Here is a 22,167-nt window from a genome sequence, read left to right on the forward strand (position 1 = left end):
GCTTTATTGACGCGATCGCAGAGCGAGTGCTATGCCTTCAACCTCTCCAATCGGGGCGATCGCCGATCTCAACCCGGCAGCAGTCCCTACTTAGGGCGCTCCTCTACCCATACCGACACCGAGCCACCATTGCAGCGAAACTCCGCCCAGCCGTCGCCATTGGTTGTGATAGTTTGAGAAATATGCCCAGTCAAGTCGTAGAACGTGGTGTTGGGCTTACCCACCTCCATCCACTTGGTGCCCTCTGATCCATTGCTCAGCAGCACCGCCATGGCGTGGGGGTGGCCATCAGAGCCGAGCCGCGTCCAGCCCACCACATTGGGATGGTCAAAATAGTCATACTGAGGGCCGTAGGCAAAATGCTGGCGGCCAATCAGCAACCGGTCCAAAATTTCCCGATGCGAGTCCATCCAGATCTCGTACTCGTTGCCATCGCGGCCCTTGTCTACATAGTGAGCACCGTAATAGTCGCAGTAGAAAATACAGGGATAGCCTTCTTCTCGCAGCAAAATCATGGCGTAGGCCAGGGGCTTAAACCACGATTCCACCACAGACTCCAGGGCTTGCAAGGGCTGGGTATCGTGATTTTCGACTAGGGTAACGGCCAGCAGCGGCATCTCTTTGACCACGGTGTTGTCAAAAATGGTGCGCAGGTCATAGTTATTGCCCGCCTTACTGGCCTGGTAAAAGTTGTTGTGTAGCGGCGCGTCAAATAGGTCGAGCTGCCCGCCCGAGTTACCGGCATACCAGCTCAGCGCCCCTAGGTCGTAGGTCCAGTATTCGCCCACGCAAAACAGATCGCGCTGGGCATAGTGTTCCAAGTGGGCCAGCCAATCCACAAAGAAGTCACCACAGATATGCTTGATAGCGTCTAAGCGAAACCCATCTACCCCGACGTGGTCGAGCATCCACTCGCCCCAGTATTTCAACTCGCCGCTCACTTCAGGATGGTCGATATCTAGATCACAGCCCATCAGGTAGTCGAAACTGCCCCGTTCCCAACTCACCTTGTCTTCAAAGGTTTTGCCCTCAATTAGCCATACGGCTTTGTAGTCGGGTTCATAGCTGTTGTAGTCAACGCCGTCAAAGTGGTACCAATGCCACTTCATGCTTGAATATTTATCGCCTCGTCCGGGAAAGGTGAACTCTGTCCATGACTTGATTTGGCGCATTTCTCCTAAAGGACGGTGGCGATCGCTTGGATCCATCGGAATTGCCTTGAATTCCTCTTCACCATCGGCTGCCATTTTGTGGTTAAACACCACATCGGCGTAGACGTTAATTCCTAAATCGCGGCAGGCTTTGACCGCTGCAACGTACTCATCCTTAGTGCCGTACTTCGTTCGCACTGTGCCTTTTTGGTCAAATTCTCCCAGATCAAACAGGTCGTAAACTCCGTAGCCAACGTCGTAGCCTCCGCCAATGCCTTTGTAAGCAGGCGGTAGCCACAGAGCGGTAATGCCGGCGTTGGCGAGGGCCTCGGCCTCCTCCTTAACGCGATTCCAGTGGCTACCATCAGCGGGGGTATACCAGTGGAAGTACTGCATCATAGTGCCGTTAAACTCCCCCCGCTTACGCCGACTCCGCAAGGTGTCGGCGTTAGCCTGCAGCCACTCCTGTAAAGACGCTTTAGCGGTTTCTGCTCCCTCTGGAGTGAGATTAGGGCCAATCGCCTTAAACCTATCCTTAAGCTGCTGAAAGGGATTAGACATAGCGACCCCCAGGGGAATAATTTCCACCAGAATAGGGGCAAACCCTAAGAGTTTGGTAAAAATTAGGGTTTAATTCTAGAAACTCACGTCTCTTTAGACTAATTACTAAGACCTCATCCCACTGCCTCTAACCCCTATGCAAACTACCTAGCCAAACACTAGGAGCCACAGCGGAATAGTGAGCAGCAGGCCTCCTGTAGATAGGGCAATGCTGGCAGCGGCCAGTTCTCGGTCGAGATCGTACTCTTCGGCCAAAATTAGTCCCGCGAACGCGCTTGGCATACCCGACATCAGCACTAGCACTAGCACCCCATCCCTAGGCAGCCCTGCGCTCAAGGTCACCGCCCCTACCATCACGGGCAGCACCAGCACCTTGAGCATCGCTGGTACCAGCGCTGGCTGTAGACTACTCCACCCCTGCAGTTGACTCAACCGCAGCCCCATCAGCACCAGCGCTACCGGAATCACCAACCACACCGACTGATGCAAAGTATCGTCAACCAGGGGCGGCCAGGTCCAAACTTGGGAGACTGAGCCTAATGCAAAGGCCCATAGCGACGGTACGGTCACCACGTCACGTAGCTGCTGCCAACGCGATTGGGCGTGGGCACCGCGTCCAAACCAGCTGGCGATAAACACTCCTAGTCCATAGGTGCCGACCACGTTTTGGGTCACGCTATAGAACACAGCCCAGCCTAGGTAAGGACCATTGACCAGGGTGGGCACGATGGCTAGCCCGACAAACCCCGTATTACCCAACATAGAGGCCAGCACAAAGCTACCCTGACGGGGTTTATCAACCCAGGTCATCGTGGCGGTGTCAGGCCACAAAGCCAATTCCACCGGCTGTGGGGGCAGCAGCTCTGACCCTGGGGCGACCCCGATTTCAATAGCGGCGGCCTCAACCGGGATGGTAGTGGCCAGCGATCGCACCACCGCTAACCCCACCAGCCCCAACCCCAGTCCTAGCCCTAGCGAGACAACGGTATACAACGGTGCTAGACCTGTGTCTTCCGCAAAGTGAGTTTGACGCGCCAGGGTAAAAATTTCGAGGGGAATGCCAATCCAATACAACCCTCGTCCCAGCAATCGAGGTAACGCCGCCGGCAAAAACCGGCCCAGCCCAGCCCCCAGCCCTACCCAAATAACCAGCGGCAAATAGGCTTGAATCAGAGAATTACGCATTTTGGCAGTTCGCTATGGCACTTACCCCACTCAGTAATCTACGGAGTTTTGGTCAAGTTGACGTTTATTTAGTGCGATCGCAGCTCTAGCCGTAGACCCAACTTCAATGCCAACTACCAATCGCTCAATATGTCTTTAAAGAGAATCATTGATCCATTAAACCTCAGTTTCTTGCCTATCTTAAAAAAGCTGAAGTGACCCTACAACAGACCTTTAGACGACAACTTAGCTCTAAAAAGGGCGTTGAAATACAACCAACTACAACATCCAGACGAGCTTAAAGTATAAAAAAATTAGCCTCTTCTGAAATTGTACGGACGAGTTTCAATACTATTAATCTTGGCCTCACAAAACTGTATCAATCCTGTAAAAACAGGCTAGAAAACCCAGGGTTAGCTGTTTTTTTTGATTTGATGATATCAGGTGGTTCAATCTGCGCGATCGCTGCCTAGTAACAGGCAACATCACTTTGGCTCAAAGCCACCTCATCGTCATCAATAGGGATTGCATCACCGCTACAACTGTGAAATTCTCCACAGCCTACAACGCTTCGATGCCCCTGCCAGCCCCCAGCAGGACAAACACCCTAGCCCCCGGTCTCCTTTGATGACTCCTTTCATGCTTAGTTAGGGAGTACATATTTGACTATGGCTACGTCTGCACCCCGTTCGTCGGTTGAGCCTCAGGTTGGCATTTATGAGTGCGCCATTACTCTCAAGTTTCGTATTTTAGAAGACAGCCACGTCATGGCCGATCGCGAACATCTGCTGGAACAGCTAATCGATGCCTTTTCCTATGGCAGTGACGAGTTCGTTGAGCAGCTTGACGCCCAGGTAGAGGTTGCCGAGGTTGCCGAACTCCAAGCATCACCACTGATGCGGCGACAGCTAATTCGGCTACGCAATTTGCCCTCGGCCTAAGAATACACCCTTCAGTTGACTGACCTTTAAGGGGCAAACAAAACGACCTAGTTCCCTCGGGGCTCTTAGCCCCGTATATTGGTTAATAGGCCAGGGTAGAACCCAGTTAGTTCCTTCTGGCTCAGCCGTTGTTGTAGCTTAGGCCCATGAATAGTTACCCCTCCCAACGAACGCATAGTCGCTGGATTCAGGTCTGCTGGAGCGCGCTCTTGGGCCTAGTTTTACCCCTGTTCATGCTAGGGCTATTCGCCGAGCCTGCTGAGGCCGTAGCCGTATTCCAAGTTCCAACAGTGGCGGCGGGCGAGTCTACCTGGGTGGTTGACGAAGCCAATATCATCAGCCGCATCAATGAAAACAAAATTTCTAGTCGTTTCAGCGAGCTGGCGGCCGCTACCGGCAACGAGGTGCGCCTCGTAACTATCCACCACTTTGACTACGGCGATACCATTCAAAGCTTCACCGATAAGTTATTTGAGCGCTGGTACTCTACCCCAGAAGAGCAAGCCAACCAAACTTTGCTGGTCCTCGACGAAGTCACTAAAACCGTAGGCATTCGCGTTGGCGCTCAAGCTGCGATCCTACTCACCGACGACATTGCTAACAGTGTTGCCCAGGAAACAGTGCTGTTTCCCCTGCTGGAAGGCGACAAATACAACCAGTCGTTTTTGGCCGCCAGCGATCGCCTCGGGGCAGTACTAGGCGGTCAAGCAGATCCCGGCCCGCCCAACTTTGACGACTCCTTTGACAGCGAAAGTACCTTTGCCTCCGCCGAAGAAACCGCCGAAAACCGCGGCAACAGCACAGTGGTTCTAATTGTTTTGCTAGTGCTTGCCACCGTTATCCCGATGGCAACCTATTTTTGGTACGTTGGATTCGGCAACTAAATCAGACAACACTCGCTGCCAAACCTGAGTTCAAGATAAGCAAGTGGCTTGAGTTACTGCTCAGTTTTTCAGACCGAACAGCCTAAGCGCTCAACCTGAAAACGAGTTATCTGGCCCCTACCTTGCTTCAAGTCATACACACGGCCATGGAAAACTTAGGTTGACTGGTTTTAAGCCCAGGACAGCAGTGTCCTGGGCTTAAAACCATAAGCGTTCTATCGCTTCATAGTGGTTGGGTTATCTTGATCCAATACCAAAGGACAGGGACTACCGTCGTTGGCTTCAGGAGGCACCAGTCCTAGAACGTGGGGTACCGGACGCGGAATATAGCCCACTAGGGAATCTCCTTGATAGGCCAGCGAAGTGCTGGCCCCAGAGTCAAGCATGACAGCATCACGCAGACCGGCCTGGTGCAGCAGTTCGCCTAGCTGTACCGAATCAACCATGGTGTGGGTCACGCCAACCACCGGCTGCCCAGCCGTGTTAATACCCCAGAAGGCCCGATGGCGACGGGCATCGTAGTCAAACAGGGTGCCAAAACTACTAGCGGGTTGGGGTGAACCGTCTTTAACTAACCAGCCAGCCGCCACAAAGGCATCGGTTACCCCAGGTAGCTGCTGAGCCAAGCCTGCCAGCGTATTGTGACGAGTAGCATCAAAGGGCACAAACTGAACCTTGTTAGGAGCAATTAGCACCAGAGGGCGGCTGTTGAGCTTGGGCGTTTCTCCCGGATAGCCTGGAACAAACTGCCGTGTGCTTTGGCTCAGGACCGGACCGATCATGACGTTGGAGTCCAGGTACTTGAGGGAGAAAAAGCCCCCGTCAACAGCTCCGGCAACGTTGCTGCCCGCTAGCATTTCTGGCAACTGGTAGCGACTGTTGGCGTGGATAGTAACCGGATGCCCGCCGCTGATCAGCGAAAATGACTGGTCCTCCCAATCTATCTTTTGCACAGCGACGGGAGTAGCGAAATTAAACGCGGAATCGGCGACAACGGGCATCGCGCCAGCCGTAGTAGGGCCACCCCAGGCCACCTCAAGCAACGACTGAAGATTGGATTGACCAAACCGCTCGATGGCTAGCAGCGATTCTGAGGCACCGGCAAATTTTTCGTCACTCTCGCGCATTGTGAACCCCGCCAGATAGCCGGCATCGGCCACGGCCTGGGCAACCCGCTCATCATAGTGACCAGTGGGATAGCCAAAGTACTCGATAGGAATACCTAGTTGAGCCTCTAGTTGCCGCTTCGACTCAACCACTTCATAGACTAGGTCCTCATCGCTGAGGGCTCTCAGGTCAGGAGGGTGAGTCACGCTATGGGAGGCAATGGTTACTAAGGGGTCAGCAGCCATAGTCTTAAGCTGATCCCACGTCAGGGTTGAGCGCCCAGCGACGGTACCATCGACCTTACCCGGGAAGACGAAGAAGGTAGCTGGTACCTGATACTTTTGCAGCAGCGGATAAACATGTTCGTAGTGGCCTAGATAGCCATCATCAAAGGTGATGAGCACAGGCTTTTCGGGCAGTGCCACACCGGTACGTAGGTGCTGCACCAGCTGGTCAGGGCTAATTGGCGTTAAGCCATTGTCCAGTATGGTTTTTAGGTGAGCCTCAAAATCTGCGGGGGTAAGATCAAAAAAGACTTCCGGTGGATCGAGGACATCGTGGTACATCAACACCGGCACCCGAGCTTCGGCTGCTAGAGGATGAATACTGGGCCAGGGTGCAGCCCCCAGCTGAGCGATCGCCTCAATAGCCTGAGTTACAGCAGTACTAGGGCTAGAACCATGAAAGAGGCTTTCGCCCGCTGTAGCGCTACTAATCTCTGCCTGATTCAGACCCGCAGGGCGACGGCACAGCCTCTCACTGCTGACTACAGTAGGAAACGCATCTACCCCAGGGGCATCGGCTAGAGTCAGGAAATTTGGGTTGAGGGCTTGGGGCTGGTCAAGGGCCGCAGGGGCGGCAAGCCCCACGCTGCCAATGCTGATTAAGCCAGTACTGAGGGCGCCGGCCAAAGGCACAGCGGCCCCAAGCAAAAATGCTCCCGACCCTAACGTAACCAGTGTTCGCACCTTAGACGGCTTAGCGCCGTCTGTCTTCTTTTCGCCCTTGACCATTGCTGCTACTCCCCACCAAGTTAGGCCCCGCCTAAGACCCATTACATATTACTGGGCAATGCCGACTTTGTTTGCCCAGAGTGGGCCGCATTTCGGTTAAGGAGCTGTTAATTTAGGCCGGTCAGAGATCGGTGGTCAGAGGGCGCGATCGCGACAGCCTCGTCTTACTATGAAACAAGCCCGCTATTGCAAGTCCTCATGACCGTTACCATTGCCTACCTAGGGCCTGAGGGCACCTATACCCAGCTTGCTGCCCTAGCCTATAGCCTTAATCTAGAGCAGCACACCAGCCCACCGGTCAACCTAGTGGCCTTCCCAAGCATTCCCAAAGCCATGCAGGCCACTGCTGAAGGCATGACAACCTTGACGATTGTGCCGGTCGAAAATTCTACCGAAGGGGGAGTTACTACAACCCTAGATACTCTCTGGCAGCTTCAGCAACTTAAAATTCACCACGCTGTGGTCATGCCCATTCGCCACGGGTTGCTATCTCAGGCAACTTGCCTCAGCGTCATAGAAACAGTTTTCTCCCATCCCCAAGCGCTGTCTCAATGTCAGCGGTGGCTCGAGCACAACCTGCCCCAGGCAAACCTGGTTGCCACCCGTTCTACCACAGAAGCCCTCGACCACCTGACCGATAACAGCACAGTAGCCGCCATTTCTTCGGAATGGGCAGCCCAGCTCTACAACCTACCGATCTTGGTCCACAACATCAACGACCATTCCGACAATTGCACGAAGTTTTGGGTGCTTAAAGATGACAATAGGGAAGCAGGTCCGGTCAAAGGCCGGTACACCTCTCTAGCCTTCAGTCTGCCGGTGAACAGTCCTGGAGCGCTGCTTAAACCACTGGACGTATTTGCTCGTTCCGGCATCAATCTCAGCCGCATCGAGTCGCGTCCCACCAAGCGATCGCTGGGAGAATACCTGTTCTTTGTCGATTTAGAGACTGATGCTCATAGCCAAACGGGACAGCAGGCTCTTAACGAACTCCTGTACTGCACCGAATCCTTGGTTAATTTTGGCACCTATGACGTGGTTACCGCAGACCCCAGCCTAGCTGCCGCCAAGGCTAAAACTCAGTCTACTCAAGCACTTCCTTAAGAGCAGTACGGGCTGCTAGGTGATTGCGGGTAGAGGTTAGAATCTCAGCCTCACGCTCTAGCCTCACGCTGGTATCGTCCATCTCGAGCAGTGCTTGCTGCTCAAGGGCCACCCCGTGCAGGTTACTAGCTACCCAATACGACAGCTCAATGGGAATATCGGGGATATTATCGGGTAGATCAATATCTTGATTGGTCAGCTTGGCTGATAGATGAACCACGTCCCGCAGCAGCTGGTCCACGTCAGAAGCAAGCGGGCTGAGATCTTGGTTGGTGGGTTTATCTTCAACCCATTCTACTAGCCCAACTCGATAGGGCTTATCGCGCACGTAGCTCAACACCCGAAACCGCTGCTGGCCTAAAGTGAGAATTTTGAGACGATCATCAGGCAGTCGCTGGTAGTGAAGAATTTCAGCGCAACAACCGACATTAGCCGGCTGCCCCGTGGCAGGGTCTAGCATCAGAACTCCAAAACGGCGATCGCTTTGGAGAACAGTATTCATCATGATCCGGTAGCGAGGCTCAAACACATGAAGTGGCAGATGTCTTCCCGGAAATAAGACCAACTCAGGCAACGGAAAAAGCGGTAGTTCTCGCACAGATAAGGACTCGGAGAATGACATCATCGCCTCTTGCGAATTCAAGCGCACCGCACTCTGGCACGGCAGCTGTAACACTTGTTTACATAGAGGTATTCTAACCCAACTCCCTAACGGAATGCTGCGGTTCAGAACATAGTCTCTTCGTAACTCAATCTAGCCGGCACAAAGAACCCGCCAAATATGTAAGCATTCAGCGGGTTCAGCATCAGGACTTAGAGCTTAACTTCGATATCAACCCCGGCAGGGAGGTCCAGCTTCATCAAAGCATCGATGGTTTTAGAAGAAGGCTGGTAGATATCAATAATTCTGCGGTGGGTACGGCTTTCGAAATGCTCCCGAGAGTCTTTATCCACGTGGGGAGAACGCAGGACGCAATAGATACGTCGTTTAGTCGGCAAGGGGATAGGGCCAATAGCTGTGGCGTTGGTGCGATTAGCAGTATCTACAATCTTTTCGCAGGAGGTGTCAAGCAGTCTGCGGTCAAAGGCTTTGAGGCGAATTCGAATTTTTTGTTGCTGAATAGTAGCCATAAGTTTTAGAAGAATGAGTTGTCAAGGTACAGCGGCAAAAGCTCTGGAAACAAAAGACAGGAGCAAACCCTGGAGGCTTACTCCTGCCCTTAATAAAGTAGTCCAGAAACTACTTCAGGATTTTAGAAACCACACCAGCGCCTACAGTGCGGCCGCCTTCGCGGATTGCAAAGCGCATGCCCTGCTCAATAGCGATGGGGTTGATGAGTTCGACAGTCATCTTGATGCGATCACCGGGCATAACCATTTCAGCAGCGCTGCCATCGTCAGAGGTAAAGGCGATAATGCTACCGGTTACGTCGGTCGTACGCACGTAGAACTGAGGCTTGTAGCCGGGGAAGAAGGGAGTGTGACGACCGCCCTCTTCCTTCTTGAGAATGTAAACCTCAGACTCAAACTGGGTGTGAGGGGTGATGCTGCCGGGCTTAGCCAACACCATGCCGCGCTCGATGTCCTCTTTTTGAAGACCTCTTAGTAGGAGCCCAGCATTGTCACCGGCCATGCCTTCCTCAAGGCTCTTCTTGAACATCTCAACCCCAGTAACAGTGGTGCTACGGGTGTCGCGAATACCGACCAACTCAACGGTTTCGCCAACCTTGACCTTGCCGCGCTCAATTCGCCCGGTGGCTACGGTACCCCGACCCGTGATCGAGAACACGTCCTCAACAGCCATTAGGAAAGGCTTGTCGATATCGCGCTCAGGGGTGGGAATGTAATCATCAACGCTGTCCATCAGCGCTAGGATTTTGTCGACCCACTCGTTTTCACCGCGGCTAATTTTGGGAGTAGCCGTTAGGGCTTCCACAGCCAGCAGGGCAGAACCAGAAGTGATGGGAATATCATCACCGGGGAAATCGTAGGAGCTGAGTAGTTCGCGCACCTCTAGCTCAACCAGCTCCAGCAGCTCTTCGTCATCAACCTGATCTTGCTTGTTCAGGAAGACCACAATGCTAGGTACACCTACCTGCTTGGCTAGCAGAATGTGCTCCCGGGTTTGGGGCATAGGGCCGTCAGCAGCGGAGCACACTAGGATGGCACCATCCATCTGAGCTGCGCCAGTGATCATGTTTTTCACGTAGTCAGCGTGCCCAGGGCAGTCCACGTGGGCGTAGTGGCGAGTCTCAGTCTCGTACTCCACGTGGGCCGTATTGATGGTGATACCACGAGCCTTTTCTTCGGGTGCCGCATCGATCTCGTCATATTTGCGAGCTTTAGCGCCACCGGCTGCCGCCAGTGTCATGGTGATGGCGGCCGTCAGAGTGGTTTTGCCATGGTCAACGTGACCGATAGTGCCGATGTTGACGTGGGGTTTATTGCGTTGAAACTTTTCGCGTGCCATTTACGTTACGTGTCCTTTCCTTTCTAAGCGTTCCCAGTGTTTTTAGAGATAATGGCCTCAGCCACGTTCCGAGGAACCTCACCATAGTGGCTAAACTCCATCGAAAAAATGCCCCGACCCTGCGTTTTAGAGCGGATGTCGGTAGCATAACCAAACATCTCAGCTAGGGGAACATGGGCTGTAACCTTTGCAACGTCAACCTCTGTTCCCATACCCTCGATCTGGCCACGGCGGGAGTTTAAATCTCCCATGACGTCACCCAGAAAATTTTCTGGAACTTCAACCTCGACCTTCATGATCGGCTCTAGAAGGACGGGAGACGCCTGCATGACGGCTTCCTTCATCGCCATTGACCCGGCAATTTTAAAGGCCATCTCTGATGAGTCTACATCGTGGTAAGACCCATCGACCAGAGTAACCTTTAAATCAATTACGGGGTACCCAGCTAGGATACCAGATTCGCAGGCCTCTTTCATGCCCTGTTCAGCTGGGGAAACATATTCTTTAGGAATTGTCCCTCCAACAATCTTAGACACAAACTCGAAACCGCTACTTTCTTCAGAGGGTTCTACCTCGACTACTACGTGACCATACTGGCCTTTACCGCCGCTCTGGCGAATAAATTTGCCTTCGGCTCTCGTAGCTTTACGAATGGTTTCCCGATAGGCCACTTGAGGAGCGCCGATGTTGGCCTCTACCTTAAACTCGCGCAGCATACGGTCAACCAGAATATCGAGGTGAAGCTCCCCCATACCGGCGATCACGGTCTGGTTAGTCTCTGGATTAGTGCTGACTCGGAAGGTGGGGTCTTCCTCAGATAGAGATTGCAGAGCCTTGGACAGCTTGTCCATATCCTGCTTGGTTTTAGGCTCTACCGCCACGGAGATCACCGGCTCGGGCACGAAGAGCGATTCAAGCACGATTGGAGCCGCAGGATCGCAGATGGTGTCACCAGTAAAGGTTTCTCTGAGGCCAATGGCAGCCCCCAGATCCCCAGCTCGTAATTCGTCGACCTCAATGCGATCGTCAGCTTTCAACACAATAAGGCGAGAAATCCGCTCTTTTTTGTCTTTAGTGGCGTTGTAGATATAGCTACCCTTCTTGAGCACCCCAGAGTAGACCCGCACAAAAGTGAGCCTTCCGTAGGGATCGGCCATGATCTTAAACGCTAGGGCAGCTAGAGGAGCGTCGTCATCGGCAGGTCGCTCGCCTAGCTCGCCATTGGGCAAATGCCCTTGAATCGGCGGCACCTCAATAGGAGAAGGTAGATAATCCACAACCGCATCTAACAGCAACTGCACCCCTTTGTTTTTAAAGGCAGAGCCACACAGAACCGGTACGATAGTGCCCTGAACTGTTCCTTTACGCAAGGCAGCAGCGATTTCGGCTGAAGAGAGCGGTTGCCCTTCAAAGTATTTTTCCATCAGGGAATCGTCGGTCTCAGCCACTGCTTCAACCAGCTTGGCTCGATACTCCTCCGCCACATCCTGGACATCAGTCGGTATCTCTGTGTCGTCGAAGTTTTGACCTAGATCGTCGTGATAGATGCGGGCACGCATGGCAACTAGGTCAACAACGCCCTGGAAGTCGCCCTCAGCCCCAACGGGAATTTGAATTGGTACGGCATTTGCCCCCAAGCGATCGCGCAGCTGACCGCAGACTTTCAAGAAATCGGCCCCAGTGCGGTCCATCTTATTGACAAAGGCAATGCGAGGAACGCTATAGCGATTGGCTTGACGCCAAACGGTTTCTGATTGAGGTTGTACCCCTCCCACCGAATCAAATACAGCAATCACCCCGTCCAAAACGCGCATAGAGCGCTCGACCTCAATGGTGAAGTCGACGTGACCAGGGGTATCGATAATATTGATTTGGTGGTCGCGCCAGCTAGTGGTAATAGCCGCAGCCGTGATGGTGATTCCGCGTTCCCGCTCCTGCTCCATCCAGTCGGTGACGGCAGTACCCTCGTGAACCTCACCAATTTTGTGCACCATGCCTGAGTAGAACAGGATGCGCTCTGTGGTGGTGGTTTTGCCAGCGTCAATGTGGGCCGCAATCCCAATATTTCTAACCCGCTCTAGGGGCGTTGTCCGTACCACAGCTCCCTCCTCGTGACTCTATCGATCGCTTCGGCAAACCCGAACAAACAAATTTATTCTAGGAAATAGAAACAGCGATCGCCAATCGAGCAGAAGCTCTGCGGCCACAATCACCGTTTCAACTTAATACCGGTAGTGAGCAAAGGCCTTGTTCGCTTCTGCCATCCGGTGAGTTTCTTCACGCTTGCGGACTGCACCACCTGTCTCATTGGCGGCATCCATCAGCTCATTAGCCAACCTAATGGCCATCGACTTACCAGGGCGCTGACGAGCGAACTGGGTCAACCATCGCAATGCCAAGGCAACGCTACGCTCGGAGCGAACTTCCATAGGCACTTGGTAGGTAGCACCCCCCACTCGGCGGGCCTTTACCTCAACCAGAGGAGAAGCATTACGCACCGCCCGTTCAAAGACATCCAAGGGATCGCCACCACTACGCTCCTTAATAATTGTGAAGGAGTTATAGATGATTTTGTCAGCCAAAGACTTTTTGCCACTGGTCATGAGGCGACGGCTCATCATAGTAATGAGCCGGCTGTTGTAGACAGAATCGGGTGGAATTGGGCGCTTTTGGATAACGGTACGGCGAGACATGATTCAAATTCCAGTGATTGAAGGCTAGCTGAATGGGCAAAAAAGATTCGTTAGCTTAGCTGAGACGGATTGAAAGGTTGAGCCAGAACAGCCTATAGCTCAAAACAGAGTTTAATGACAGGCTTAACTTATAAGCCTAAGCATGCAACCCCATATGAAATTTAGGCCATCCTGGCGTTTTATCCAGCTTAGGCTTTAGGACGCTTGGCGCCATACTTAGAACGGCCCTGGCGACGGTCTTTTACGCCAGCGGTGTCAAGGGTGCCACGAATGATGTGGTAGCGAACACCGGGAAGGTCTTTGACCCGGCCGCCACGAATCATGACTACGGAGTGTTCTTGCAGGTTGTGACCAATGCCGGGAATGTAGGCAGTGACCTCAAATCCGGAGGTCAAGCGCACCCTAGCCACCTTCCGCAGAGCCGAGTTGGGCTTCTTAGGAGTTGTGGTATAGACACGGGTACAAACCCCCCGACGCTGCGGACAGCTCTTTAGAGCAGGGGATTTGGTTTTTTTGTCGGCTTTTTGGCGCTCACTCCGAATGAGTTGCTGAATCGTGGGCATAGGACGCTTCTGCTGCTACGGCTGATAATACTCGAGTTTTCACAAGATCCAATGCTAGCACTCTGACGAAGCTTTGGTCAAACGCCGTAATTTAACCAATCTGGAGCGTTGCCCGCTTGAGATTCGGATCTTATGGCGTTGGCAAATGTGCGGCAGTGCAGTCTTGAGTAACTGGGGTATCAGCGCTCAAAGCGAAGGCATTGCCGCAGCCGCAGGTGCGCTGGGCCAGCGGGTTCGTAAAGCGAAACCCGCCGCCCATCAAATCTTCGGCGTAGTCGATGGTGAGGTCTTCGATTAACTCCACCTGATCGACAGGCACTGCCAGGCTGATCTCACCGCAGGTCAGTGTTGCTAGCGGCCTCTGAGGCGTAATATTTGAGGTTAGTTGGTAGGTCCAATCGGCACAGCCACCCGGCTCGAGGGTGAGATAGATCTGAGACGCAGATCTGGTGTGGGCAGTATGCCGATGCAGCAGTCGTTTGAGTTCTTGAGCAGCGGCGGGACGAATTTGAACCATAGGAACTTTGCAGTAACGGTCAAAAAACGGCGGTAATGCTGAGCTTAGCATCACCGCCGTTTTTCATTGTGCTGATTTAGTCAGGACAATAGCTTAGATATTTTCGGCCCGAGAATAGTCGTCTTGAAAGCGAACAATGTCGTCTTCGCCTAGGTACTCGCCATTTTGGACTTCAATCAGCACCAGGGGAATAACGCCTACATTCTCTAGACGGTGCTGGGTGCAGGGCGGTACGTAGGTAGATTGGTTGGTAGACAGAAGAATCTCGTTTTCGCCGCAAACCACTTTGGCAGTGCCGGACACCACAATCCAGTGCTCACTGCGATGGTGATGCATCTGTAGGCTCAGGCGATGCCCAGGCTTGACTTCAATACGCTTAATTTTGTAGCCTCGGCCCTCTTCGAGCACTGTATAAGAACCCCAGGGGCGCAACCCTGTTTCAGCAATTTCTTTGCCGTTGCTGGTGGCCAGGGCCAACGCGGTGGGCTGAATCGACTCTTGTAGTTTTGGCATACCGAATAATTCTCCTAGAACCTGAATGTATAAGACTGTGGCGGAATAAGCGACTCGGGAGAATCGCGTTGTCCTATGGTGCCCATTGCGATCAGACTTTTGTTTTGGCCCAAGAGTTTCAGATGCACAAGGCTCGGGCAAGGTTTTCAGGCAATAGTCTAACAAGCGCACATTGGCAGAGCGGAGTATCTGGGCAGAGCAAGACACAAAAACACAAATTCTTTATACCTACTTTGAGGTTTTAAAGAATTTGGGGCAGATACTGTGGCGATGCGACTCCAAAAGCTACGGGAAAAACAAGCCGATGCCGTTATTGACCCTAGCTGCCGTGCGGGGAGAACGATTGATCAGCCGACCGCCTAGATAAAGACTGGCGGAGCTACCGCCGTCTAAATTAAGGGCGTTGGTGCTGCCCAACTGAAGCATGATTTGAGCCAGCTGATCGAGGGTGGGGCCTGAACCTTGAGGGCTATTGTGAACGGCTACTAGCAGAATTTCGCCGGTGGCGGTGAGGCCAATGGCGCTGCGAGGAGCAGCCTGGGTGCTAAAAGCTGTGCCGAACTGCTCTAACTTGGCATCGAGGACGAGGGCGCGATCGCGAATCAGCAACGGTCCACCGCCAATCAAGTTAGGAAAGGGAGCCATCGTCGCGGGTAGGAGATCAGAGGCGATGGTAACCCGCTGCCCCGGTGGCAGGGCTTGGGCAGCGGTAGCGTAGGAGCGCAGGGCCAGCAGATAGCCATTGGGAGGGATTGGAAGTCCTCCAGGGGCAATAGTGGCCGCAGGCTGCTGGGCCGTAACCACGTCATCCACCACCGTAACCACCGTTTCACTTTCAATCACAGGGCGGTAGGTTGCCCCCCATGCAGGGGTATAGAGGCCGATGCCTGCCTGCACATAGCCGCTGTTGATCGCCAGTACTGGATAGCTCTGACCGCTGGCGGTGGTAAGGGTCTGCTGCAAAGCAAGGCGCTCCATGCGCACCTGACCCTGATCGTTCCACCCCACGACACCACGGCTGAGAATAGGGCCTGAGATCCAGGTGTTGTTGGCCCGTACAGCCCCGAGGGGATATTGGTTATTGCGATTGAAGAACCCGGCGTTGATGGCAGCGGCCGCTTGCCACCGTTGGGCAATGGTCGTCAACGGGGCAGTGCCCGCCGCCGTAGTGGGGTCAGTCCAAATGGGGCGCAGGCTGGTTTGGGTAGGGTCGATTTGTAAGTAATAGACGGGAAACGGCCGACCGGCTACAGAGACGTACCGCTGCTGCCAGCGCACTCCAGGGGCCCAAGCAATGCTGTGGGGTTGGAGATTGTCGGCACGAATGTCGATCACGATCTGGTTAGGATTGGCTTGGGTAACCAGTCGGGGTGGGTAACTGGTACTAGCCTGGAGGCGAATACCTCCATTTGTGGGAGAAACGGTGAGCGATCCCAAATAAGATCCGGCGGGGGCGGCGATCGCATCCCCAACTACTCGACTATCGGCGGTAGCCCCTAGAGTGAGGGTTAGGGCATCGGCACTATCGGCTAGGGCAGCGGGCACTGGGCCTGACAACTCTACGATTAAGCGCTCACCGCCGGGTTGAGTAACGCGACGCAACGCTATCACTTGGGCCGGAGCAGTGGTAATTTGCAACGTGCCCCCCTGGGGCTGCACCTGCCAGCCATATCGGGCAGCTAGAGGCATGATGTCAAGAAACCTATAGCCGCCCTGAACCCAGGCGGAGAGTTCCACGGAGCTACCAGGCGCAGAGAACCACTGTACAGGCTGTCGACTGGGATCACTATTGTTGAGGAGGGTAGCCCCTAGGTACGCAGTCAAGCCGTAGTCGGCTAAGCCAATTTGACCATTGACCATCATCCAGGGAACGGCGACGGGACTGCCATTAATGGTCAGAGTTTGGCCTTGGGCGGCAGGGTTTACAGCTGCATCGGCTATGACTGTTTCAGCAGGTGGCGAGGCAGGGGGGACAGCTAGAATGGGAGCAGGGGCGATCGCAGCTACAACACTTAGCCCCAACCAGCCAACCCAGCCTCCCACGACCCAGCGGTGTTTCAGGCGAAAGTGAAAGAGTAATAGCGTCAAGGCTGGCCATTTAACCATAAAAACCATCGCCGTATGAAGGTCTAATGCTGACTGGGTAAACGGCAAACCACTAAGCAATCAAACGCTGTTTAGGAGGATTTTGAAACAACCGTTACCGCTACTGCCGCTTAATTCTAAGAAGCTGTGGCTACATGCTGAGTCTAAGGTTTGTAAACTACTGATAAAGTCTGTAAATTACAGATAAAGCGCCGATCGCGCCAATGCTTTATGACTAGGACCATTGCCCCTAGTTCCCTCCGACAGACCAAGATAATTGACTGAGTCGCGGGCACTAACCCCTAAGCCTGCCCGAGGTTGCCTGAATCGAAGCGGGATTGGCTTCCCGTTCTAGCCCGTTCTAGGACTGTGCCTAGCAATTTGATTTCAAAGGCTCAGCCATTCTGCTATGGGATGTGTGCTGCTAGGCTAGTTCTCCCAGCTAAATTCGTTGCTCTGCTTTTACCACACCTTATCTTCCTCTTCCATGGGACGTACACCTGTGAATCACCCCTACCAACCTCGGCAGCACACCCGTTCTGAATGGCCAAATTGGGGGCCAAAGTCGCTAGTTGAAGAACGCGATGCTTGTGGCGTAGGCTTTTTGGCCGATCGCCAGAATCGCGCTAGCCACGATCTAGTGGCCAAGGCCCTAGCGGCCCTCGACTGCATGGAGCACCGAGGGGGGTGCTGCGCCGACCAGGCTTCCGGTGACGGAGCCGGGGTGATGACGGCAATTCCCTGGGCGGTGCTAAATCGCTGGGCAGAGGAGCAGGGGTATGCGGCACTGGAGAGCGATCGCACCGGCGTGGCGATGATTTTTCTGCCCAACCACAGTGAGACTGCGGCCTTTGTGCGCGACACCTTTAACCAGGTAGTCAAAGACGAAGGGCTAAGCGTGGTGGGATGGCGACCTGTGCCTGTACACCCTGATGTGCTGGGGCCACTAGCGAAGCAGTACCAGCCTCACATTGAGCAGCTAGTGATCGCTTCAGCGACAGAAACCGGCGAAGACCTGGAGCGGCGGCTTTACCTAGTGCGTCGTCAGGCGCTGCATTTGGTTGCCAAGGCGGCCGCCAATCCTGACGAGCGGGCAGCGGTCTCTGTAGCTGATCTGAAGGAGTTCTATGTGTGCTCCTGCTCTTGCCGGACGATTGTGTACAAGGGCATGGTGCGATCGCCGGTACTGGCCGCCTTTTACGACGACCTCCGCGATCCCGACTACATCAGTTCGTTTGCTGTGTATCACCGTCGGTTTAGCACCAACACTATGCCTAAGTGGCCCCTGGCCCACCCCATGCGGCTGCTGGGTCACAATGGCGAGATTAATACCCTGGTAGGCAACATCAACTGGATGGTGGCACGCCAGGCCGATCTCCACCATCCGGTGTGGGGCGATCGCGTGGATCTGCTCAAGCCCATTGTCAACGCCGAGAACAGCGATTCTGCCAACCTCGACAACGTCATGGAGCTGCTAGTGCGATCGGGCCGTTCTCCCCAGGAAGCCCTGATGATGATGGTGCCTGAGGCCTACAACAACCAGCCCGAGCTAGACGCCTATCCTGAAATCACCGATTTCTATGAGTACTACAGCGGCCTGCAAGAACCCTGGGATGGCCCGGCGCTGATTGTCTTTAGTGACGGCACTCAGGTGGGAGCAACCCTCGATCGCAATGGCCTGCGTCCGGCCCGCTACGTGATCACCAAAGACGATCTGCTAATGGTGTCGTCGGAGGCAGGAGTGCTCGATGTAGCTCCCGCAGACATCGTAGAGAAGGGTCGTCTTGGCCCTGGCCAGATGATTGCGGTCAATCTACAGAGTCAGGAAATTCTCAAAAATTGGGCCATCAAGCAGCGGGTTGCCACTCGGCACCCCTACGGCCAGTGGCTCAAGGATAACCGAGCCGAGATCCAGCCCCAGCTGTTTGCGGAGGCGACCCTCTACCCCGCTGCCGACCTGCTGCCCCAGCAGAGCGCCTTTGGCTATACCGTCGAAGACGTAGACATGATCATTCAAGACATGGCGGCCCAGGGCAAAGAGCCCACTTTCTGTATGGGCGACGACACGCCCCACGCCGTGCTGTCAGAGAAGCCTCACCTGCTCTACGACTACTTCAAGCAGCGCTTTGCCCAGGTCACTAACCCAGCCATTGACCCCTTGCGCGAGCGGTTGGTGATGTCGCTCGCCACCCAGCTTGGCGGCCAGGGCAACCTGCTGGATGAGCAGCCCGAGTACGCCCACCTGCTCAAGCTGGAAAGCCCGGTGATCAATGAGGTAGAGCTAGAGCAAATCCACGGGTCGGGCTTTGCCACCGCCACCCTGTCAACGCTGTATGTTACTGGGGATGGCCCTACGGGTTTGGCTAAAGCTGTGGCGGCGTTGTGCGATCGCGCCGATGCCGCCGTTAAAGCCGGCAAGACAATTTTAGTGCTGAGCGATCGCGTCGATACCGAAGGAAAACCTACTTGGCTGAGCGCGGACGTCAGCTATATTCCCCCCCTGCTGGCGGTGGGCGCGGTGCATCACCATCTGATTCGCGACGGGTTGCGCATGCGTGCTTCCCTGGTGGTCGATACAGCTCAGTGCTGGAGCACTCACCACTTTGCCTGCCTAATTGGCTATGGGGCCAGTGCCGTGTGTCCTTACCTAGCACTAGAGTCGGTGCGCCACTGGTGGGCCGACAGCCGCACCCAAAAGCTGATGGAAACCGGTAAGCTGCCGGTGATCACCCTCAACGGCGCTCAAGACAATTACCGCAAGGCAGTGGATGCGGGCCTGCTGAAAATTCTCTCGAAGATGGGTATCTCGCTGATTACCAGCTACCGAGGCGCGCAGATCTTTGAAGCCATTGGCATCGGCCCCGACCTGCTAGATCTGGCCTTCCGGGGCACCACCTCTCGGTTGGGGGGCCTTTCCATCATAGATTTGGCCCAAGAGACAATTCAATTCCACCAGCGGGCGTTTCCTGAGCTGTCGGCCAAGCGCCTGCAAAACATGGGCTTTGTGCAGTCGCGGCCCAGTGGCGAGTACCACATGAACAACCCCGCCATGTCGAAGCTGCTGCACAAGGCAGTGGCCGATCGCCAGTACGACCACTACGAGCTGTACCGCGCCCAGCTCGAAAATCGTCCGCTCAGTGCCCTGCGGGATCTGCTGGATTTTGAGAGCGATCGCCAGCCTATTGCCATCGATCAGGTGGAATCGGCAGAGGCCATTATGCGCCGCTTCTGCACCGGAGGCATGTCGTTAGGAGCACTGTCGCGCGAGGCCCATGAGGTGCTGGCAGTGGCAATGAACCGCATCGGCGGCAAGTCGAACTCCGGCGAAGGGGGCGAAGACCCGGTGCGCTTCAAGGTGCTCTCCGACGTGGATGGTGAGGGCAATTCGCCCACCTTCCCCCACCTGCGGGGTCTAAAGAATGGCGACACCGCCAGTTCTGCCATTAAGCAGGTGGCCTCAGGGCGGTTTGGGGTTACTCCCGAGTACCTGATGCACGCTGATCAAATTGAGATCAAGCTGGCTCAGGGGGCTAAACCCGGTGAGGGGGGCCAACTGCCCGGCAAAAAGGTGAGCCCCTACATTGCCATGCTGCGTCGCTCAAAGCCTGGGGTAGCACTGATCTCACCGCCGCCCCACCACGACATCTACTCCATTGAGGACCTGGCCCAGCTGATTTTTGACCTGCACCAGATCAACCCCAAGGCCGGAGTATCGGTGAAGCTGGTATCTGAAGTGGGCATCGGCACCATCGCTGCCGGAGTTGCCAAGGCCAACGCCGATGTGATTCAGGTGTCGGGCCATGACGGCGGCACCGGAGCCTCCCCCCTCAGCTCGATCAAGCACGCTGGCGTGCCTTGGGAATTGGGCCTGACCGAGGTGCACAAAGTGCTGATGGACAACGAGCTGCGCGATCGCGTCACCCTGCGCGTTGATGGCGGCTTCAAGACCGGTTGGGACGTGGTGATGGGTGCCCTAATGGGAGCCGAAGAATTTGGCTTTGGCTCCATTGCCATGATCGCTGAGGGCTGCATTATGGCGCGGGTTTGCCACACCAACAACTGCCCAGTGGGGGTGGCCACCCAAAAAGAAGAGCTGCGCCAGCGGTTTACTGGCATACCCGAGCACGTGGTGAATTTCTTCTTTTATATCGCTGAAGAGGTGCGATCGCTGCTGGCTCGCCTAGGCTACATCTCCCTGATCGACATCGTGGGCCGGGCCGATCTGCTCAGACCCCGCACGGATGTCTCCCTGGCTAAAACCAATGCCCTCGATCTCACCACCCTGATGGATCTGCCCGACGGGCGGGGTGATCGCACTTGGCTGAACCACCAAGCCGTCCACAGCAATGGCCCAGTGCTCGACGACGATATGCTGGCCGACGCTGATATTCAGCATGCCATTCAGAACCAGGGAACGGTGACTAGAGCCTATAGCGTGGTCACCACCGATCGAACCATTGGGGCTCGAGTTGCTGGGGCGATCGCCGAAAAGTACGGCAATAACGGCTTCGAAGGGCAGCTCAACCTAAACTTTGAGGGCAGTGCCGGTCAGAGTTTTGGGGCATTTAACCTACCGGGTATGACCCTAACCCTAGTAGGCGAGTCCAACGACTACGTTGGCAAGGGCATGCACGGCGGCGAAATTGTGATCAAGCCCCCCGTTGACATTACCTACGATCCATCGACCAACGTGATTGTTGGCAACACCTGTCTCTACGGAGCCACCGGCGGTACCCTCTATGCATTGGGCACCGCTGGCGAACGCTTTGCCGTGCGCAATTCAAAGGGGCAAGCGGTGATTGAGGGCGCTGGGGATCACTGCTGTGAATACATGACCGGTGGTGTGGTTGTCGTGCTGGGGCCGGTGGGCCGTAACGTCGGTGCCGGCATGACCGGTGGCTTAGCCTACTTTCTAGATGAAACCGGCGGTTTTCCAGTGCGAGTCAATCCCGAAATCGTTAAGGTTCAGCGGGTTATCACCCCGGCTGGGGAAGCACAGCTTAAAGCGCTGATTGAGGCCCACCTGGCCCACACCGGCAGCCCCAAGGCCAAAGCAGTTCTAGCCAACTGGAACGACTATTTGCCTCAATTCTGGCAGGTGGTACCGCCCTCTGAGGCTGATACACCAGAGGCCAATCCCGAGACTACCGGAGCGGAGAAGGTACTGAGTTCCAGCCAGTCGTAGGGCTTTAGGGAAACGATAGTCGACAGCTGCCCGCCCCTACTATCGTTTCCCTTTTAACCCATGTTGCTCACCCCTTTGTTCCGGCAACATCAAAATAGGGACCTGCCCTGGTATCCCTTTGTGTTACAGTAAATCTCTAGTTTTGGCATGTCGTAAGTTGACGAATGCCGGTGCGGGCAGATCGTCCGGCTTGAGATTTTTGTTGGCCTTGAGTGC

At 54.7% G+C, this 22,167-nt stretch carries 16 protein-coding genes; 4 read left to right on the plus strand and 12 right to left on the minus strand.

Translation table 11 applies throughout. From position 1 onward, the window contains the following. Window positions 1–86 precede the first annotated feature (86 nt). The gene (locus tag NC979_RS17485) at window positions 87–1,712 is read right to left on the minus strand and encodes an alpha-amylase (protein ID WP_190519235.1); all 1,626 of its coding nucleotides are present in this window, start codon (window positions 1,710–1,712) and stop codon (window positions 87–89) included. A 147-nt stretch (window positions 1,713–1,859) separates the two neighbouring features. Continuing rightward, a complete protein-coding gene (locus NC979_RS17490) occupies window positions 1,860–2,897 on the minus strand; it encodes an AEC family transporter (protein WP_190519238.1) in 1,038 nt (345 codons plus the stop codon). A 647-nt stretch (window positions 2,898–3,544) separates the two neighbouring features. Between NC979_RS17490 and NC979_RS17495 the strand changes: the two genes are divergently transcribed. Both NC979_RS17495 and psb32 read left to right on the plus strand, forming a co-directional pair. Then, the gene (locus NC979_RS17495) at window positions 3,545–3,817 is read left to right on the plus strand and encodes an Npun_R1517 family heterocyst differentiation transcriptional regulator (protein ID WP_190519240.1); all 273 of its coding nucleotides are present in this window, start codon (window positions 3,545–3,547) and stop codon (window positions 3,815–3,817) included. A 146-nt stretch (window positions 3,818–3,963) separates the two neighbouring features. Beyond that, complete coding sequence (psb32, locus tag NC979_RS17500) at window positions 3,964–4,701, plus strand: photosystem II repair protein Psb32 (protein WP_190519242.1); 738 nt, start codon at window positions 3,964–3,966, stop codon at window positions 4,699–4,701. A gap of 215 nt (window positions 4,702–4,916) precedes the next feature. Here the strand turns inward: psb32 and NC979_RS17505 are convergent, their stop codons facing one another. Beyond that, window positions 4,917–6,821 (minus strand): polysaccharide deacetylase family protein, encoded by a 1,905-nt coding sequence (locus NC979_RS17505; protein WP_190519244.1) that lies wholly within the window; start codon window positions 6,819–6,821, stop codon window positions 4,917–4,919. Window positions 6,822–7,019: 198 nt separating this feature from the next. On the opposite strand from NC979_RS17505, the gene pheA reads away from it, so the two are divergent. Then, a complete protein-coding gene (pheA, locus tag NC979_RS17510) occupies window positions 7,020–7,925 on the plus strand; it encodes a prephenate dehydratase (protein WP_190519245.1) in 906 nt (301 codons plus the stop codon). Here the strand turns inward: pheA and NC979_RS17515 are convergent. From NC979_RS17515 to NC979_RS17555, 9 genes are all read right to left on the minus strand, one after another. Continuing rightward, window positions 7,906–8,550: an LON peptidase substrate-binding domain-containing protein gene (locus NC979_RS17515; RefSeq protein WP_313887281.1), complete on the minus strand. Its 645-nt coding sequence runs from the start codon at window positions 8,548–8,550 to the stop codon at window positions 7,906–7,908. The genes pheA and NC979_RS17515 overlap by 20 nt on opposite strands. A 188-nt stretch (window positions 8,551–8,738) precedes the next feature. Next, a complete protein-coding gene (rpsJ, locus tag NC979_RS17520) occupies window positions 8,739–9,056 on the minus strand; it encodes a 30S ribosomal protein S10 (protein ID WP_017300626.1) in 318 nt (105 codons plus the stop codon). A gap of 109 nt (window positions 9,057–9,165) precedes the next feature. Next, window positions 9,166–10,395 carry an elongation factor Tu gene (gene tuf / locus NC979_RS17525; RefSeq protein ID WP_190519247.1) on the minus strand — a complete coding sequence of 410 codons (1,230 nt, stop codon included), beginning with the start codon at window positions 10,393–10,395 and terminating at the stop codon, window positions 9,166–9,168. Window positions 10,396–10,418: 23 nt separating this feature from the next. Further along, window positions 10,419–12,494, minus strand: a complete 2,076-nt coding sequence (fusA, locus tag NC979_RS17530; protein WP_190519249.1) for an elongation factor G — start codon at window positions 12,492–12,494, stop codon at window positions 10,419–10,421. 123 nt (window positions 12,495–12,617) lie between these two features. Further along, window positions 12,618–13,088 (minus strand): 30S ribosomal protein S7, encoded by a 471-nt coding sequence (rpsG, locus tag NC979_RS17535; RefSeq protein WP_190519252.1) that lies wholly within the window; start codon window positions 13,086–13,088, stop codon window positions 12,618–12,620. 188 nt (window positions 13,089–13,276) lie between these two features. Beyond that, window positions 13,277–13,651, minus strand: coding sequence for a 30S ribosomal protein S12 (rpsL, locus tag NC979_RS17540; RefSeq protein WP_190519254.1), 375 nt, complete (start codon window positions 13,649–13,651; stop codon window positions 13,277–13,279). 130 nt (window positions 13,652–13,781) lie between these two features. After that, entirely contained in the window at window positions 13,782–14,168 is a 387-nt protein-coding gene (locus NC979_RS17545) for a HesB/IscA family protein (protein WP_190519256.1), read from the minus strand. Between the two features lie 93 nt (window positions 14,169–14,261). Then, window positions 14,262–14,681: a cupin domain-containing protein gene (locus NC979_RS17550; protein WP_190519258.1), complete on the minus strand. Its 420-nt coding sequence runs from the start codon at window positions 14,679–14,681 to the stop codon at window positions 14,262–14,264. A gap of 285 nt (window positions 14,682–14,966) precedes the next feature. Then, window positions 14,967–16,787 (minus strand): phosphodiester glycosidase family protein, encoded by a 1,821-nt coding sequence (locus tag NC979_RS17555; RefSeq protein WP_190519260.1) that lies wholly within the window; start codon window positions 16,785–16,787, stop codon window positions 14,967–14,969. A gap of 481 nt (window positions 16,788–17,268) precedes the next feature. Here NC979_RS17555 and gltB point away from each other — a divergent pair, with 481 nt between their 5' ends. Beyond that, window positions 17,269–21,951: a glutamate synthase large subunit gene (gene gltB / locus NC979_RS17560; RefSeq protein WP_348253800.1), complete on the plus strand. Its 4,683-nt coding sequence runs from the start codon at window positions 17,269–17,271 to the stop codon at window positions 21,949–21,951. The last annotated feature ends 216 nt before the right edge of the window (window positions 21,952–22,167 follow it).

Origin of the sequence: Leptolyngbya subtilissima AS-A7 (genome assembly GCF_039962255.1) — a bacterium.
In the GTDB taxonomy this organism is placed as follows: Bacteria; Cyanobacteriota; Cyanobacteriia; order Phormidesmidales; family Phormidesmidaceae; genus Nodosilinea.